Genomic DNA, 15936 nt, shown 5'->3' on the forward strand with positions numbered 1-15936 from the left:
GACGTTCAGGGATTGGTCGTTCTCTTCTACTGCATCACCCCGGACGTGTTCCGGGGTCCCGGTGCCGCGAAGGAGTGACCAGAGGCTCCGGCTCTTCCCGTGGCCGCACGGTGGACCCCGTGACACGTCCAGAGTGACGATGTCCTTGGGCAGTCCCGGCTCTGCATGCCTGAACGTCGAGCGGACCTGTGTCCGCGCCGGGACGACAGTATCGGGGGCGGGCGGCCGCAGCCTCCCCCCAATCACACGATCGCGTGCGGCACATACCTCGCGAGGTCGCGGGTGATCGGGCCGTCGTCTTCGCGGATCGACAGCGCCACGGCCTCATCGCCGACGATCCACGATCCCACCACGGCATGCTGGCCGTCGAACACCGGCAGCGGGCTGAGCGCCTGGACGATCCAGCCCTCCTCGCCATAGCCACCCTCCGGACCGCTGACCGATTCCGGGCCGTCGGTGATCGCGATATCGGCGCCCTCACGCGAGAACAGCGGCTTGCGGACGTGGCGGGCGCCGATCGCGGCGACGGCGGCGGCATCGTCGGCGAACGCGGCGGGGAGCAGATTAGGATGCCCCTCGTGCCGCTGCCATAGCAACGGCAGGATGCCCTTGTTCGACAGGATCGCCTTCCACGCCGGTTCCAGGAACAGCGTCTTCGCGCCCGCGAGGTGCTTCGCATAAGGCTCGCGGAGCATGTCCTCCCACGGGTAGAGCTTGAACAGCGCCGCGATCAGCACGTCGTCCTCGTCGACCAATTGTCCTTCGGCGTCCGCGCCGATCCCCTCGATCCCGACGAAGCTGGGCTCCAGCCCGGCCTGCCGCGCGGCATCTTCCAGGTAGCGGACGGTCTGCCGGTCCTCGACGAAATCTGGGACGCTGGCGAAATGGAGTAGGCTGCCCGGCGTGAACAGCGCGCCGAAGCGGGCGACCAAGGCATCGTGCAGCCGGTTATACTGGTCCGCCTCGGCGGGCAGCGTGCCGTCGGCGATGCGATCCTCCAGCCACTGCCACTGGAACAGCGCGGTTTCGTAGATGCTGGTCGGCGTGTCGGCGTTGTATTCGAGCAGCTTGGCCGGACCGCTGCCATCGAAGCTGAAATCGAATCGGCCATAGAGCGACGGCGCGCCCGCGCGCCACGATGCCGCCACCACGTCGCGCATCGCATCGGGGATCGCCAGCCGGTGCATCAGCGCCTCGCTGCCGACGACTTCCGCGACCAGATCGAGGCACATCGCGTGCAGTTCGCCGCTCGGCGCCTCGATCCCCTGCTCCACCTCGTCCAGGGTGAAGCGGTAATAGGCGCGCTCGTCCCAATAGCGCGCGCCATCCATGTGGTGGAAGGTGAAGCCCATCGCCGCCGCGGTGTCTTCCCAACCCGGCCGCTCGCCGGTGACGACGCGCTCCACCGCCCGGTCAGTCGCGGTTGGTCGAGGAGTCGCGCGACCCGTCGCCGAGCCGCAACGCTTCGCCCTTCGGTGCGGACAGGCGCGCGAGGATGTCGTCGGCGCTCGATGCACCCGGCAGCAGCCCCGCCGCCTGCAACTTGGCGTCGAGGTCGGCGCCGGTGCGGCTGTCCTCCAGTTCGGCGGCGGCGCGGAACTTCTCGCCCTGGATCGCCTGCCGCTCCTTCATCCGTTGCAGGCTCTCCGCCGCCGAACCGAGCTGCGAAAGCGTACCGCCGTAGTTGCTCGCGACTGCCGCCTGCGCCTTTTGCACGCTGTCATTGGCGCGGACGACATCGACCTCGCGGCGCAGCGCCTCGATCTTGGTGTCGCCCGACTGGATGATGCCGCGCATGCGGTCTTCGGCGGCGCGCATCTCTGCGACCTGCGGCAGCTTGGCCGAGCCGTCCTGCTCGATCGTCGACAGCCGCTCGGCGACCTGGCGGGCGAGGTCCATGTCGCCGCGCGCGATCGCGGCGCGGGCCGACGCCTCGTATTTATCGCGCTGGCTGGCGAGTGCCTCGACCTCCTTCTCCACCATCCGTCGCCGTGCGGTCAGCGTCGCGAGGTCGTCGCGCGCCTTCGCCTGCGCCGAGGCGGCGTCGCGCATCTGCTGGTCGAGGATCGTCAGCGCCTTGGCATCGACGACCGACTGGCCCGCCTCATGCGCGGTGCCGCGGACCAAAGTGACGAGTTGCTTCCACATCGACATGACTTCCTATTCCTCAGGCGGCGAATTCGGTACGCAGATCGGAGGCCGCGGACAGAGCGTTTTCGGCAAGCACGCGCAGTTCGAGCACGATCAGCCGCAGGTTCGATTCGATCGAAAGTTCGCCGATCAGCTCGTAATAGTCGCGCCCGTCGACTTCGGTAATGGCGAAGTTGGACAGCGGCACCAGCTTCTGCGCCTTCAGCAGGAACCGGTTGAAGGCATCGGCATCCGGCTGTTCGTCGACCGGCCACAGCAAGGTCGACACGACGATCTGTTCGCCGGCGCAGCTGACGAAGATGCCGAGGTCGCCGTGCTCGTGCATCGTCACCCGCAGCACCGGCTCCGCGGTCTCGATCCGCTCGACACTCAGGCTGTCGCGATAGGCCGGATCGGACAGCGCCGTCGCGAGGCTTCCGGTGGTCCAGGCGCGTGGTGCAGGCTCGCTCACGGTCACTCTTCTCCCCTCGTCGCGCCGGTCCGGCGCGGGTTGACACTCCAAGCATAAGGCCGCAGCCTCTGGCAAGCGAGGGGCGATGCGCGAAGGGACGAAACGATCGACGTGAAGGCCGAATTTTGGCCCGAGCCTCGGGGTGTACCTGCGCCGGCTGTACCTCGCCGCGAGCGAGCTGCATCCGGGCGTGCTCGCGGCGCTGCTCGCCTGTCACATGGCGCTGAGCTGGCTGTTGCTCGCCTGGGCTGGCGAAGCGGACCTGCTGACGCCGTCGGCGTTCCTCTATTGGTACGGCACGACCGCCTCGACCGTCGGCTATGGCGACCTCAGCCCCAAAAGCGGCGCGGGGCGGCTGATCGTCGCCTTCTTCGTCATGCCCGGCGCGATCGCGCTATTCACCACGGCGATCGCGCGCGGCTTCGCCGGCCTGTCGGACCGCTGGCGGCGGCGGCGCATGGGCCTGGGGGATTATAGGCGGATGAGCGGGCATATCGTCCTGGTCGGCTACGATGCCGAACGCACGCCGCGGATGATCGACGAGATCGTCGCGGACGGGCAAGGGCAGGAGATCGTGCTGCTTGCGACGCAGCCGCTGGTCGCCACCGCGACGACGTATCGCTTCGTCCACGCCGCACAGCTGACCGCCCCCGCCGACCTGACCCGTGCGGGCGTGCCGGATGCCGGGCGCGTCGTCGTCTACGGGCCGAGCGACAGCGACACGCTGGCGGCGACGCTGGCGGTGACCGCGCTCAACCGCAGCGGGCATGTCGTCTGCTTCCTGCGCGACCGCGACACCGCGCGCCTGCTCGCGGCGCATTGCCCGCAAGTCGAGGTGGTGATGACGCCGATGGTCGAGCTGGTCATCAAGGCGTTGAGCGATCCCGGATCGAGCCGCCTGATCGCGCAGCTCGCCAGCCATACCGACGACGGCGGGACACTATATGCGACGACCGCGGCGGTGGCCGAAAGCTTCGACGCCGCGGCGGCTCGATTGCGCAGGGCCGGAGCGGTGCTGGTCGCGAGTTGCGGCGCGGGGGTGGATTGCCCTATCTTCGACCCCGATGCGACGATCGCGGTGGGCGATCGCCTGTTCTATATCGCCAGGACCCGGATAGCGGCATGATCTTCAATCGGTTGTTCGGCGGTGGCGGCGGCGAGGCGCCGGCCGCAAAGATCGCGGTGGTGCGCAACATCACGATCGGGCGGATGGTGCGGCTGGATGCGCTCGCGTGGCGGCGGCTGACCGGCAGCAACTTCGCGCTGGACCGCGACACGCTGGAGATCACCGCGCAGGGCGTGATCACGCTCGACGACGGCAGCCACGTCCACCGCTTCTACACCGATGACGAATTGATGTTGCAGGCGGTCAGCCAGTCGGCGGACGGATCGGACGCGGACGATTTCACCCTCTTCAAGCCATGGTCGTCGACCTATCCCGCCGATCGCAACGACGCCGCCGCCTTCCGCGAGCGGATGCGCGAGCCGGCATGGACCGAAGCCGGCCTGCCGCCGTTCCAGCGCTTCTGGTACGAAGGCGACGATCGCCCGCAGCCGCCGGTCGAATTGTGGGAGGCGGTCTATTATGATCGCGACGGCGCGCCGGTGCGGCAGATCCGCCAGGCCTGCATGCTGTACGCGCGCGAGGTGCCGCCGGAGGGGCAGGAGCTGCTGCTCGCCATCGCGATGCAGCCGGAGGGCGGCGACCTGACGCATGAGATCATGATCGGCCTGCCTCTGTTGCCGGCCGAATTCAGCGCGTAGGATCAGCGGGGGAGAATCGCGATGTGGTTGGACTATGACAGTTTTCTATCCGGCGCCGGCCATTTCGTGGTCGCGTTCGGCATCGCCTGCATCCTGCTCGCGATCTTCAAGCGGCTCTATCAGATCTCGACGCCGTATAACGAGCGCCAGCTGGTCGCCGATGGCAATGTCGCCGCGGCAGTGGCACTGGGCGGCGCGATCGTCGGCTTCGCCCTGCCCCTCGCTTCGGCGCTGACGCAGACCGCGAACCCGGTCGAGTTCGCAGCCTGGGGCATCCTTGCGGGCGTGATCCAGATCGTCGCGGCGCTGGTCGTCCGGCGGTTCGTCGTCACCGACATGCGCGCGCGGATCGAGGGCGGCAACGTCGCCAGCGGCGTCTACCTGGCGGCGACGTCGGTGGCGGTCGGCCTGATCAACGCCGCCAGCATGACCTATTGAGGGCAATGGCATGACCGATACGATCATCAGGCGCCGCAAGCGTTCCGCCGCAGCCGGCCTCTCCGCGGTCGGCGCGATGGCGATGCTGTCGGGGTGCGAGCCGCAGCCGGACAACGAACAGATTTCGCGCGAACGCTATGGCGCTCCGACGGAGGTCGCGGCATTCGACAGCGTCGCCGAATGCAAGGCGAGCGGCGCCTTCGCCGCGGTGACCTGCAACGAAGCGGCGGAAGCCGCGGCGAAGGAAGATCCCAAGACGGCACCGCGCTACGCCGAAAAGAACCTGTGCGAGGATCAGTTCGGCAACGGCAATTGCTTCGCGCGCAGCGATGGCGGCAGCAGCTTCTTCACGCCGCTGCTGACCGGCTTCATGATCGGACGGCTGCTCGATGGCCCCGGCTATCGCTATTCCGGCCTGTACCGCGACCGGCGCAGCAACACGATCTATACCGGCGGCGGCGCGTGGCTGTTCAACGGCGGCTATGGCGGTCGCGGCTACGGCTATCAGGTCGGCTCGCGCGCGGTTACGGCACCGGTCACGACGCAGCGCATCCAGACGCGCAGCTCGGTCGTCTCTCGCGGCGGCTTCGGCGGGCGCGTGTCGGCGCGCAGCGGCGGCTGGGGTGGCGGCGGCCGCTCGTTCGGGGGATAGGGCAGCCGGCTACGCCGATGCCCGCGCTACCCTTGCCGTAGAACCTTACGTCGCGTCAGGCTCGCCCGGACCATCGGTGTCGGACATCTCCGGCCCGGCGGCACGCTTGGCGGCCTTGGCCTGTGCCTTTTTCGCGGATTCCGCGGCCTTGGCCTTTTCGCGCTCGCGGCGCTCGAAATCGTAATTGGGTTTGCGGGGGATGTCGTTGGCTCCGGCTTCGGAATACCGGGCCGGGCGGAACGCCCGGCCTTCGAATCCTTGGGCATGGCTACACCGATCCGCCGTCCGGCACTAGACTCGGGCGGCACGATCGGCGTTAGGGGGTGGCATGGACACATCTTCTCCAGCGCCATGGGACGGTGCGCTCGTTCGCAGATGGCTCGACAGCCGGCTTGCAGCGGCCCGGCTCGAACAGGCGGCGGCGGACCGGCGGGGGTATGAGGCGCAGGACGATTACGACAAGGCCGCAGCCGAGGAATGGGTCTGTCGCGCCTTGCAGGCCGGCGGACAAGCAGACGAGCCGGCCGCGTTCGCCGCGCATCTGAAGGCGCTGCTGGCGCAGGACGACTATCGGATTACCGGGATCCACGACGATCGCCGCGTCGACCGGCACATCCGGGCCACCCTGAGAAAAATCGGAAAGATGACCAGGACGAATAGTGGGTTCGCGAACACGTTGCGCTATCAGGGCTGACGCCGCAGGGCAGCGTACGACATCAGGAAACCAGGTAGAGGCATGGCCCGCAAGCATTCGAAACATGGTCCCTACCCGGATGCGGAGCCGGAGGACGAGGCCCCGCCGGCGATCGTCGCCTGCTGGCTGTGCGGCCGGCCGACCGGCAAGACCATCGTCTGGCACCACCCCGTTCCCAAAAGCCGCGGCGGGCGCGACGTCGTTCCCATGCACCCCATCTGCCAGCAGACGCTGATGGCCAACTTCACCAATTCCGAATTGCAGCGCTACGGGATGGATGTGGACATGCTGCTGGCTAACCCGAACGTGCGCAAGTTCGTCGACTGGGTCGCTAAGAAGGACCCCGACTTCACCGCCACCACGGCGAAGAAGCAGCGCTGAGCCACCCGCGCGATCCCGCCCGATCGCTGTTCCGTGGGACCGGGCAAGTCCGCCTTCAGGCTAATCCTTGACGTCGTCGACCGAGCGGAACCACAGCATGTCCGCCTGCCAGCCTCGCTCGGCGGCGCGCTCGACGAGTTCGCTGCGCCACGCCGCATCCCGCTGCCCCAGCGGCGGCGCGATCAACCGGGCGTCGAACGGCCCCTTGCCCGTGACCAGCAGCAGCCCCGACCAGCCCTCATGGTCCAGATCGATCACCATCCGGTAGCGATCACTGCCGAGATCGCTGATCGGCAGGCCACCGCGCGACGCCAGCAACGCCGATCGGAACGCGGCGCGATCCGGGATCACCATGTCGATCGCACCCGAAGGCTCTAGCCCGACGAGCGCGAAGTCCAACGACGGATCGCCGATCGCGATGACCACCGGCGCATTGGCCGCCAGTTTGCCCTCGTAGCTCGTTCCCGCCGCCTGCGTCCGCATCTCGAACCGGCGCTGCGTCACCGACAGGCGATTGGGTCCGGTCGCGCGAATCTGACGATAGGCGTCGAGCGCGGCACAGCCCGATCGGTTGATCGGCGACACCTCGGCGAAGTCAATCGCGCTGGCGGTCAGCCCCTGCGCCTGCAACGTGCGGACGATCTCGGTCTGCGCCTCGCCCGGATTGCCCGCGACACCGGTCAGCGCCACTCGCGGTCCCGCAGCGCCCGGCGTCACCGATACGACGCGCAGCCAGGTGCAGCTGACCGACGGCAGGGCCGCATCGATCGCATCGCGTGCCCGCGCCACCGGATCACCCGCCGCCGCGGTCGCAGCGCCCGGCTTGACCGCACCGTCGGGCCGCAGGGCGAACCAGCCGACGACCAGCACCAGCAACACCAGCGCCGCAGCGGCAGCCGGCCACCACCGCGGCAGACGTCCGGCCGTCGCACCCGGGACCTCCGCGGCATCCAGCGCGGCAAGCACCGCTGCCATCGATTGCAACCGGTCGGCAGGGTCGGGCCGGACCATACCGGCGATCACCGAGCGGAGCGGCGTCGGCACGGCGGCGAGGTCCATCCCCGCCCGCCGCTTGTCGACCGCATCGACAAGCGTGCCGCCCAGCCCCAGGTCGCTGCCGCGCGCGACCGCGAGGATCAGCAGCCCGAGGCTGTAGACGTCGGTCCACGGCCCCAGTGCGCGTCCGAAATCGCCGAGTTGCTCCGGTGCGACATAGCCCAGCTTGCCGGCGAATCCGTCGCCGATCACCGTCGCGGTACCGGGGTCGAGATCCTTGGCGATACCGAAATCGATCAGCTTCGCGCCCGCCAGTCGCCCGCCCGGCAGCAGGATGTTGTCGGGCGACACGTCGCGGTGGATCGCCCCCAGCGCGTGCGCCGCCGCGAGCCCCGATGCCAGCCGGCGCAGCAACGCGCCCAGTTCCTCCGGGCTCGGCTGGAGCGTGCCGAGCACATCGGACAGGCTGGTGCCGTCGATATATTCGGTGACGATGTAGAGGACGCCGAGTTCGGGCTCCTGCGCCAGCACGCGATATTGCACCACCGCCTCGTGGTGCAGGCGCGTCAGCGTCTGCGCCTCGCGCCGGAACAATGTGATGACGTTGGGATCGGCCGCCATCGCGGGCAGCATCACCTTGATCGCGACCCGCTCGTCGGTGATGACGTTGGCGCCGACGAACACCTCGCCCATACCGCCGCGCGCGAGGAACCGCTTCACCGCGAACATATGGTTGAGCACGTCGCCGACCTGAATCGCCGTGCCGCCCGCGGGTGGCCGCGCTGCGGGGGCGTCGCCGCCCGCCGGATCGAACACCGTACGATCGGGATCGAAGACGGTGCGGTCGCCCTCCCCCTCCATCGTCATGTCCGCGCCTCGATGTCGAGGCGGGTGATCTCCTGCGCCCAGACGAGGATCACGGTGACGTTGTCGGGCGCGCCGGCGGCGAGCGCGCGGGCGATCAGCGCCTCGATCGCCACAGACTGGCCGGGCGCGGCCATGATCGTCGCCAGCCCGGCATCGGGCACCTGCCCCGACAGGCCATCGCTGCACAGCAGGAACCGGTCGCCCGCCTCCACGGTGTCGGCGACGACGTCGACCGCGATGCGCGCGCCGACGCCGATCGCCCGGGCCAGGACGTGTCCGCGGGGATGGTTTGTCGCTTCTTCGGGTGCGATCAGGCCGCGATCGACCATCTCCTGCACCTGGCTATGATCGCGGGTCAGCGGCACCAGCATCGCGTCGCGCAACAGATATGCGCGGCTGTCGCCCACCCACAAGGCGGCAAAGCGATCGCCCTGCACCAGCAAGACGACGACCGTCGATCCCATCTGCTGCCCGCGCCGCTGTGCCTCGGCCCAGATACGGCGGTTGGCGCTGTGGATGCCGTCCGCGACTGCCTGCACCGCCGCATCGAAGTCCGGCGGCACCGCGACGCTGTCCAGCGCCTGCACGACCGCGTTGGCCGCCCAGTCGCCGAACGCATGCCCGCCCATGCCGTCCGCGACGACCCACAGGCCGTCGGCAGTCCGCTCGCAATGGCGATCCTCATTGACCCGGCGGACGAGGCCGGGATGCGTCGCGGCGACGCTCGCGATACGGAATGCTGCGCTCATACGTCTGCGCTCTCCAGCATGGCGGTGACGATGGTCGGCGGCTGCGCACCGTCCAGCGCACGATTGGCGTCGGGCGCGAACCAGCGGTCGATCTGCGTGGCGGGTCCGGTGCCGGCGGCGGCGACCAACCGGTCGGCATCCCAGCGTTCGGCGATGGCGGCATAGACCAGATCCTCGGCCTCGTCCGCCGCGGCACAGAGCAGCACGAGCGGATAGCGGCGACCGGCGGCGTCCTGCGATGCGGCGATGACGCCGATGCTCCCCACGCCCTCGCCGCGCCATGGCAATGCGGTGTCGAACCGTTCGGCGAAGTCCACACCGAAGCGGCCCTGCGCATCCGCCAGCGACGCGGTCAGCCAGCCGTCGAGGCGAGCCCGCTCCTCCGGCGAACAGCCGCGCGCGACGAAATCGCCGTGCGCGGGCAGCTTCCCGAACAGCAAGGCGGTCACAGGCTGGCCGGGCAACGGAACGACCACAGGCCGGCACGACTGAACGGATTGGTCGTACCGGGCAGTTGGACGCTGAGCGTGGTCCGTTGCGCACCCTGTCCGAAGCTCGCGCGGATCGCCTTCGGGCCGGCATTCTGCTTGTCGGCACGGTCCATCAGCCGAAACAACGCCCAAGGCCCCTCCGCCTCGACGCGGGCGACCTCGACCCCTGGCGGCGCATCCGGATCGGCGGGCTTCGCCGGGCCGCTGCGGTACAGCACCACCGACGCTTCCGGCAGGCTACCCGTCGCCGACCACAACAACGGCTTGGGCTGGTTGCTTTGTGGCGTGAAGCGGTAGCGGGTGCCGCCGCTGGCGACCTCGACGACCGCGACGTCGGTGCCGAAGCTCGCCACCGACACCTTGATCGGCAGACCGCCGGCGAGCAGGTCGCGCAACTGCACCGCGCGGGCCAGCGTCTCGGGCGTCGAGGGGTTGAGCGCCGCTGCGACCGGATCGCCGTCCTTCCACCGCCACACCGCGCCCGACGTATCGATCATCGGCATCAGCCGCTGCTGGACGAAGCCATCGAATACGCCGCCCATCGCGAATACGCGCAGCGCGTCAACCATCGGGGCATCGGCTGCCCCGCTGAAAAAAGGGTAATGCTCCTGGGCAACCTCCCGACATGCCGGCAGCACCGCCTGCGCATAGGCATCGCCGACCGCGCCGCTCGCCGCACCCACCTGCGCCCTGGCCCCACCGCCTGCCGCCGCATTGACGAAGCCCTGTAGTTGCGGTGGCGCGCCTGCCGCCGCCGCCTTGACCGACGCGAGCGCCGCCGCCATCTGCGCCTGCGTCGTGTCGGCGCCGCCGCCGCCACCGACCGATCGCGCCGCCATCACCGCCTGCCCCGCCGCCTTGATGCCCGCGACGAAATCGTCGATCGGCGCCGAGCCGCGGCCATCGCCGACATATTCGTGGAGTGGCTGGAAATAGCTGCTGATCTCGTCGCCCGCATCGATCCCGCGCGACCGGTCGCGCCCGATCTCGTTGGCGACGCGGCCGACCCGCGACCGGTTCATGCCATAGCGTCCAGCCCGGGCCAGCCCCGCCTGCACGCCGCCGGTGAAGATCGTGTTCTTGCGCAATTCCAGCAGCACCCGCTTCAGCGGCGACGGGCTCTTGGTCAGCGCGCCGAATGCCGCCGGGTCGCTGAAATACGCGGCCGGCTTCATCGCGGCAACGACGCCTTCCCACGCGGCGATATAGTCCTTCGCATACAGCCCGGCGACGCCCGGCCGCACGTTGCTCAGCTCCTCGCCGACGCCCGCTTCCCCGGCGCCGCCAAGCACCCACAGGTCGCGCTTCAGATCCTGCTGCACCGTCGCGAGGCCGGGGAGGTACGCTTTCTCATACCCCGCCCGCGTGAAGAAATACGGAATACGCATCGACGCCAGCTGGTCGGGCGCTGCGAAGGCGAGCACGTCGCCCTGCGACAGCACGTTGGCGACTTCCCACGCCGGCCCCGCCGATCCGGCCTTCTGCCGCATCACCGCATAGGCACGATCGGCGAGGCTCAGCGTCTGCACCGCCGCCCGCGCACTGGCGACCAGTTGCGCATCCAGCGGCGGACGGCGGTTCGGCCATACCGACGCCATGTCGCGATCCTCGATCAGCGCATCGAGGTGCCGGGTCAGCGCAGTCCGTTCCGCCTGACTGTCCGCGCCCGGATACAGGTCGGTCGCCCAGTCCGCCGTCACCCAGGCGCGCACCGCCTTCGCATCCATCGGACCCTGCTGGCCGAGCATCAGATATACCTTCAGCGGTTCGTACAGCCGCATCGGATCACGCCCGTCCGCCTTCATCACCGCTTCCAGCCGCAGCAGCAGCCGCGGCAGCATCACCCGGCGCAGCGCGTCGCGGTACGTCTCCTCCGCCTGTTGGCTCAGCCCGCGCTGATACAGGCCGAACCGCATCGTCAGCCCCGGCCCGCCCTGCCGACGGTCGGCATAGCCACGCGGCAGGTTGCGCAGCGTATCGAGCGCCGGGATCGCGGCGCGCAGGTCGGCATCGTCCTCGCGCACCTGCGTCAGGTCGACCCCCGCATCGCGCAACTGCGCCTCGGCCTGTGCGGTCTTCTGCGACAGATCGGACTGGAACGCCCGGTTGCGCGCGAAGCTGACACCCCATGCCGCCAGTACCAGCGCCGTCGCCACTGCGATCGCCGCCAGCGCCGCGCCCAGTTGCCCGCGCCGCCGCACCTTCGCCTTCGCATCCGTCGTGACCAGCCCCGCTTCGGGGAACATCACCTCGGTCAGCAGCCGGTTCAGGAAATACGCCCGTCCGCGTGTGCCCACCACAGGCTCCGCCGGCTGTTCGTACACCTCGGCCATCGAGGCGAGGATGCGATCGAGCGCCGCGCCTTCCTGCACGCCGCTGGTCAGGTAAAAGCCGCGCAGGGTTGCCGCCGCTTCGTCCCCGGCGACGAACGCCCCATCGGCAAAGCGCATCAGCCGCGCGCGCAGCGACCGCAATTGCGCGGGGAAGCCGATCATCATGCCACGCCGGCGCTGGTCGACCTCCTCGAACAACCGCCGCGCCTGCCGGTCGGCGATCGACTGGCTCGCGGTGTCGAACGCCTGCGCCAGCACCTCCGCGGTCGGGCGGCCATCGGCATAGGGCAGGGTCGCGCCGAGCACCGCCCGCCGCCCCTCGACATCCAGATCGTCGAAATAATCGGTGAAGCCGGCAAGCAGGTCGGCCTTGGTGACCAGCAGATACACCGGCACCGCCGTCTCCAGCGACCGCCGCAGCTCGACCAGCCGCCGCCGCACCGCCCGCGCATGCGCGTCGATCGCGGCGCAGTCGCTCGCCACCAGCGTATCCACGCCGATCGCGACCAGCACGCCGTTGATCGGCTGGCGCGGCCGGTGCCGCTTGAGCAAGCCCAGGAACGCGCCCCATCCCGCGGCATCGACGCTCGCATCGCTGTCCTGCGTCGTATAGCGGCCGGCGGTATCCACCAGCACCGCCTCGTCGGCGAACCAGAAATCGAGGTTGCGCGTCCCGCCGACCCCGCCGACCGCCTGCTCGACGAACGGGAAGCGCAGACCCGAATGGAGCAGCGCCGTCGTCTTGCCAGCCCCCGGCGGGCCGATGATGACATACCACGGACGGCTGTACAGATAGTCGCGTTTGCCCCCAGCGGCCCCGCGCAGCCTGGCCAGCGCCTCGCCCATCCGGCGGCCGAGCAATTTGCCCTCCTCATCGGCGGCATTCGGCCCGGCGAGTTCGGCGGCGATCGCATCCGCCGCCCGGCGCGCGGCGCGGCGGCGCAGGAACCACCACAGCCCCCATAGCAGCGCCACCGCGACGACGGCGCCGATCCGCACCGGGATCGGCCGGAAGAAGGCGACGAACAGCGGCAACCCGAAGGCGAGCAATGCCGCCACCAGCACCGCCGCGGTGATCGTCACCGCATACCAGTTCCGGAAAAATCTCCGCATCAGTAGCGCCGCGGCACGACGATTTCGACACGGCGGTTCTGCGACTTGCCCGCCGCATCGGCGTTGGAGGCGATCGGCACGGTGTCTCCCAGTCCCTTCGTCGACAGCCTTGCGGGGTCGGACAGATCGTCACGCACCAGCGCGCCGACCGTCTCCGCCCGCGCCTCGCTGAGCGCCATGTTGTTGGGGAAGCGCACGGTGGCGACCGGCGTATTGTCGGCATGCCCCTCGACCACGACGCTGCCGCGCTCGTCCTCGATCGCGCGACCGATGCGGTGGAACAGCGGCTCGCGGCCCGGCTCCAGCACGTCGGATCCCGATTCGAACAATTGGCCGACGGTGGTGCGGACCCGCACCGTCTGCGCATCCTCCTCCACCGTCACCAGTCCCTCGCGGATTTCCGGCTCCAGGAAACGCTTGATCTTGCTCGCCTGCGCACTCGCCGCCGCCGGCATCGCCGCAGCGGGGCGCGCCAGCGTCAGCCGCGCATCGGGGGTCAGCGCGGCGAGCCGCGTCGAGGGCGCATCGCCGCTCGACGCCAGCATCAGCCGCAGCACGACATAGACGAGCAGCAGCAATGCGAGCGCGCCCGCACCCGCCAGCGCCAGCACGCTCCACCCGATCCGCCCGACCGGTGCGGTCTCGCCGCGCCAGTGCGGCACCAGCTCGACCTGCGACAGCGAACGGACGTGCGGCAACGCGCCCTGCAACCGCGTCATGATCTCGTGCAGCCGCCGCCGCCCGTCCGGCATCACCCGGAACCGCCCCTCGAACCCCGCGGCGAGGCAGGCGTGGAACAGCTCGATCAGGTCCAGATTGTCCTGGGGCACGCGCAGCATGTCGTCGACCAGCTGCCAGAAGCGGTCGCCGCCGATATTTTCCTGAAAGAAGGTGACGACCATCGATCGCCGCGCCCATTCCGCGCCATCGGTGCCGATTCCAGGCAGGTTCTGCGCGATATCGTCGGCGGTCGCGCACACCGCATATTTGGCACGCTGGCGCTTTTCCTCGGGATAATGCGGCTGGATCGCCCGCTCGAACCGCGCGATCGCGGCGGAGCATTGCCGGTGCAGTTCCGGCATCGGCAACCGGACCCGCCCGGCGCGAACGGCGGCGAGCAGCGCCAGCACCGGCTCCGCCTCGGCCAGCATGATGTTGCGGATCGCCGGCGGTGTCGCGGGCAGCGGCACGTCGTCTTCCCCCAGCCGCGACGGGGTCACACCCGGCGCGACGGGTGCGGTCCCGGACCGTGATAACGGTGGTGGCGCGGCATAGCCGCCGGGGGTCGGCGGGGCGGCATAGCCGCCGGTGGGCGGCGGCGCAGCGGGAGCCCAGGGTGTCGGCGCCGTCGGCGCGGGCGTGTCGCCGCGCTTCAGGCCCTGCAATGGCGACGGACGAAAGACCGTCTTGTCGCCATCCTCGCTCATCGACCGCTCCGTTTCACGCACCACAGCTCCAGCTTCAGCTGCGGCCAGTCACCCGCGACATGCAGCCCCAATGCGGTCGCCTGCTGGAACTCGCGCCAGTCGGGCACGCCGCGATCCAGCTCGAAATAGACGAAGCCGGGCAGCACGCGCAGCTGCGGCGGCGGCGTCGGCGTATGGCGCAGCGGCACGCCGGGCAGCGCCGAATCGACGATCGCCCGCATCTTCTGTACCGGGCCGATCTTGGCGACCGAGGGGAACAGCCCGCGGATCTCCTCGACCGGCGACGCCGACGATACCGCGAGATAGAAATACCCCGTCTCGTACAACCCGTGATCGGTGATCCGCGAGACGTACGCACCCGGTCCCGCCTGATCGAGCGGCATCTGCAACGCCGATCGTTCGAACACCGCCGACAGCATCGACTGCAACAGGTCGAATACCGGTTCGAAACAAGTCTGCGGATGTTCGTGGTCGTAGCGCGGCAGCGGCGGCGGTTTGCGCTCGGGCCGGATCAGCGTCGCCAGCTCGCCCGCCATCGATACCAGGGCTTCGAACAGGCGCTCGGGGTGGACCGTGGGCAGGAACTGGAGGTGTTCCAGCACCGGCAGACACCGATTGAGCGCCTGCAACAGCAGGAAGCTGGCGAAGGTATCCGACCCGCCGTCGGTCGCCTCGACCGCGCGCAGCGCCAGTTCCTCGGCGCGCTGTGCGGCCCGCCCGACGATATCCGACAGCCCGCCGCGCAGTCGCGGGGCGGCGGCCGCATCCAGCGTCGGGGCGATGTAGCGGTCGTCGAACATCACCCGCTTGTTCTGTACCTCCCGCACCCGCGCGAGGCCCAGCGTCACCCGGCCATAGGTCTGGTCGCGCGTGATACCGAACCGCAGGTTGGGCCGCCCCAGCCCGATCGGCTCGCTGGTCCGGTCGTCGGAATAGGCATCCGCCACCTCCGCCTCGTCGACCAGATAGCGTGCGTCGTGGCTGCGCGCCTCCACATCGCGGAACTGCACCGCGCCGGTCTGGCTGGCGGGCAGCGTCAGATAGACGATCGCATCGCGCGCATCCCCCGGCACGTCGAGCGGTTCGGGCGGCGGCAGATCGTCGGGGATCGCGAACGGCGTACCGTCGGGCAGTACGCCGACCGCCCGCGTCACCGCGAACTTGCCGAGCGCCGCCAGATCCTCGTCGACGCTCAACGCGATCAGGCCCCAGCCCCATGGCCGGATCGAATCGACGCGCGCGCCCAGCTGCGCCTCGATGAAACGATCCTGCGCCTGGAAATGCTGTGGCCGCAGGAACATGCCCTCGTGCCAGGCAACCCGGTTCTTCCCAGACAAACGCATTCCCCAGCCGGGCCACAGCCACGAACCGGCTGTCGGAGCGGTTATTGCCCCAGCCGGCGAACCGGGCAATAGCTATGTCGCATACG

At 69.5% G+C, this 15936-nt stretch carries 15 protein-coding genes; 6 read left to right on the forward strand and 9 right to left on the reverse strand.

The window, feature by feature from the left end; translation table 11 throughout:
* Positions 1 to 242: 242 nt before the first annotated feature.
* The 3 genes from LRA87_RS10480 to LRA87_RS10490 are packed head-to-tail and all read right to left on the reverse strand — an operon-like array spanning position 243 to position 2602.
* Positions 243 to 1406 (reverse strand): glutathionylspermidine synthase family protein, encoded by a 1164-nt coding sequence (locus LRA87_RS10480; protein ID WP_230631402.1) that lies wholly within the window; start codon positions 1404 to 1406, stop codon positions 243 to 245.
* A gap of 7 nt (positions 1407 to 1413) precedes the next feature.
* Positions 1414 to 2154: a PspA/IM30 family protein gene (locus LRA87_RS10485; RefSeq protein ID WP_230631403.1), complete on the reverse strand. Its 741-nt coding sequence runs from the start codon at positions 2152 to 2154 to the stop codon at positions 1414 to 1416.
* A gap of 13 nt (positions 2155 to 2167) precedes the next feature.
* Entirely contained in the window at positions 2168 to 2602 is a 435-nt protein-coding gene (locus tag LRA87_RS10490) for a YjfI family protein (protein ID WP_230631404.1), read from the reverse strand.
* Between the two features lie 142 nt (positions 2603 to 2744).
* On the opposite strand from LRA87_RS10490, the gene LRA87_RS10495 reads away from it, so the two are divergent.
* The 6 genes from LRA87_RS10495 to LRA87_RS10520 all read left to right on the forward strand — a co-directional run bounded on the left by LRA87_RS10495 (position 2745) and on the right by LRA87_RS10520 (position 6531).
* On the forward strand, positions 2745 to 3728 hold the full coding sequence (locus LRA87_RS10495; protein ID WP_230631405.1) for a potassium channel protein: 984 nt from the start codon (positions 2745 to 2747) through the stop codon (positions 3726 to 3728).
* On the forward strand, positions 3725 to 4366 hold the full coding sequence (locus LRA87_RS10500; protein ID WP_230631406.1) for a DUF2491 family protein: 642 nt from the start codon (positions 3725 to 3727) through the stop codon (positions 4364 to 4366). Before LRA87_RS10495 ends, LRA87_RS10500 begins: the two co-directional genes overlap by 4 nt.
* A 21-nt stretch (positions 4367 to 4387) precedes the next feature.
* Positions 4388 to 4804, forward strand: coding sequence for a DUF350 domain-containing protein (locus LRA87_RS10505; RefSeq protein ID WP_230631407.1), 417 nt, complete (start codon positions 4388 to 4390; stop codon positions 4802 to 4804).
* A 10-nt stretch (positions 4805 to 4814) separates the two neighbouring features.
* Positions 4815 to 5456 carry a DUF1190 domain-containing protein gene (locus LRA87_RS10510; protein WP_230631408.1) on the forward strand — a complete coding sequence of 214 codons (642 nt, stop codon included), beginning with the start codon at positions 4815 to 4817 and terminating at the stop codon, positions 5454 to 5456.
* A gap of 328 nt (positions 5457 to 5784) precedes the next feature.
* Positions 5785 to 6150 carry a hypothetical protein gene (locus LRA87_RS10515; RefSeq protein ID WP_230631409.1) on the forward strand — a complete coding sequence of 122 codons (366 nt, stop codon included), beginning with the start codon at positions 5785 to 5787 and terminating at the stop codon, positions 6148 to 6150.
* A gap of 42 nt (positions 6151 to 6192) precedes the next feature.
* Complete coding sequence (locus LRA87_RS10520; RefSeq protein ID WP_230631410.1) at positions 6193 to 6531, forward strand: hypothetical protein; 339 nt, start codon at positions 6193 to 6195, stop codon at positions 6529 to 6531.
* 60 nt (positions 6532 to 6591) lie between these two features.
* Here the strand turns inward: LRA87_RS10520 and LRA87_RS10525 are convergent, their stop codons facing one another.
* The 6 genes from LRA87_RS10525 to tssK are packed head-to-tail and all read right to left on the reverse strand — an operon-like array spanning position 6592 to position 15808.
* A complete protein-coding gene (locus tag LRA87_RS10525) occupies positions 6592 to 8394 on the reverse strand; it encodes a serine/threonine-protein kinase (protein ID WP_230631411.1) in 1803 nt (600 codons plus the stop codon).
* Positions 8391 to 9143, reverse strand: coding sequence for a PP2C family protein-serine/threonine phosphatase (locus tag LRA87_RS10530; RefSeq protein WP_230631412.1), 753 nt, complete (start codon positions 9141 to 9143; stop codon positions 8391 to 8393). Before LRA87_RS10530 ends, LRA87_RS10525 begins: the two co-directional genes overlap by 4 nt.
* Entirely contained in the window at positions 9140 to 9607 is a 468-nt protein-coding gene (gene tagF, locus LRA87_RS10535) for a type VI secretion system-associated protein TagF (RefSeq protein WP_230631413.1), read from the reverse strand. Before tagF ends, LRA87_RS10530 begins: the two co-directional genes overlap by 4 nt.
* A complete protein-coding gene (gene tssM, locus LRA87_RS10540; RefSeq protein ID WP_230631414.1) occupies positions 9589 to 13080 on the reverse strand; it encodes a type VI secretion system membrane subunit TssM in 3492 nt (1163 codons plus the stop codon). The genes tagF and tssM overlap by 19 nt, the downstream gene beginning before the upstream one ends.
* Complete coding sequence (icmH, locus tag LRA87_RS10545) at positions 13080 to 14507, reverse strand: type IVB secretion system protein IcmH/DotU (RefSeq protein WP_268934852.1); 1428 nt, start codon at positions 14505 to 14507, stop codon at positions 13080 to 13082. Before icmH ends, tssM begins: the two co-directional genes overlap by 1 nt.
* Positions 14504 to 15808 (reverse strand): type VI secretion system baseplate subunit TssK, encoded by a 1305-nt coding sequence (gene tssK, locus LRA87_RS10550; protein WP_230631415.1) that lies wholly within the window; start codon positions 15806 to 15808, stop codon positions 14504 to 14506. The genes icmH and tssK overlap by 4 nt, the downstream gene beginning before the upstream one ends.
* Between the last annotated feature and the right edge of the window lie 128 nt (positions 15809 to 15936).

Origin of the sequence: Sphingomonas sp. Leaf37, from assembly GCF_920939475.1 — a bacterium.
Taxonomy (GTDB): Bacteria; Pseudomonadota; Alphaproteobacteria; order Sphingomonadales; family Sphingomonadaceae; genus Sphingomonas.

Coding starts and splice junctions, on each gene's coding strand:
- LRA87_RS10485 (WP_230631403.1), bottom strand. CDS start 2,154: ATGTCGATGTGGAAGCAACTCGTCACTTTGGTCCGCGGCACCGCGCAT.
- LRA87_RS10500 (WP_230631406.1), top strand. CDS start 3,725: ATGATCTTCAATCGGTTGTTCGGCGGTGGCGGCGGCGAGGCGCCGGCC.
- LRA87_RS10505 (WP_230631407.1), top strand. CDS start 4,388: ATGTGGTTGGACTATGACAGTTTTCTATCCGGCGCCGGCCATTTCGTG.
- LRA87_RS10510 (WP_230631408.1), top strand. CDS start 4,815: ATGACCGATACGATCATCAGGCGCCGCAAGCGTTCCGCCGCAGCCGGC.
- LRA87_RS10515 (WP_230631409.1), top strand. CDS start 5,785: ATGGACACATCTTCTCCAGCGCCATGGGACGGTGCGCTCGTTCGCAGA.
- LRA87_RS10520 (WP_230631410.1), top strand. CDS start 6,193: ATGGCCCGCAAGCATTCGAAACATGGTCCCTACCCGGATGCGGAGCCG.
- LRA87_RS10525 (WP_230631411.1), bottom strand. CDS start 8,394: ATGACGATGGAGGGGGAGGGCGACCGCACCGTCTTCGATCCCGATCGT.
- LRA87_RS10530 (WP_230631412.1), bottom strand. CDS start 9,143: ATGAGCGCAGCATTCCGTATCGCGAGCGTCGCCGCGACGCATCCCGGC.
- tssM (WP_230631414.1), bottom strand. CDS start 13,080: ATGCGGAGATTTTTCCGGAACTGGTATGCGGTGACGATCACCGCGGCG.
- icmH (WP_268934852.1), bottom strand. CDS start 14,507: ATGAGCGAGGATGGCGACAAGACGGTCTTTCGTCCGTCGCCATTGCAG.
- tssK (WP_230631415.1), bottom strand. CDS start 15,808: ATGTTCCTGCGGCCACAGCATTTCCAGGCGCAGGATCGTTTCATCGAG.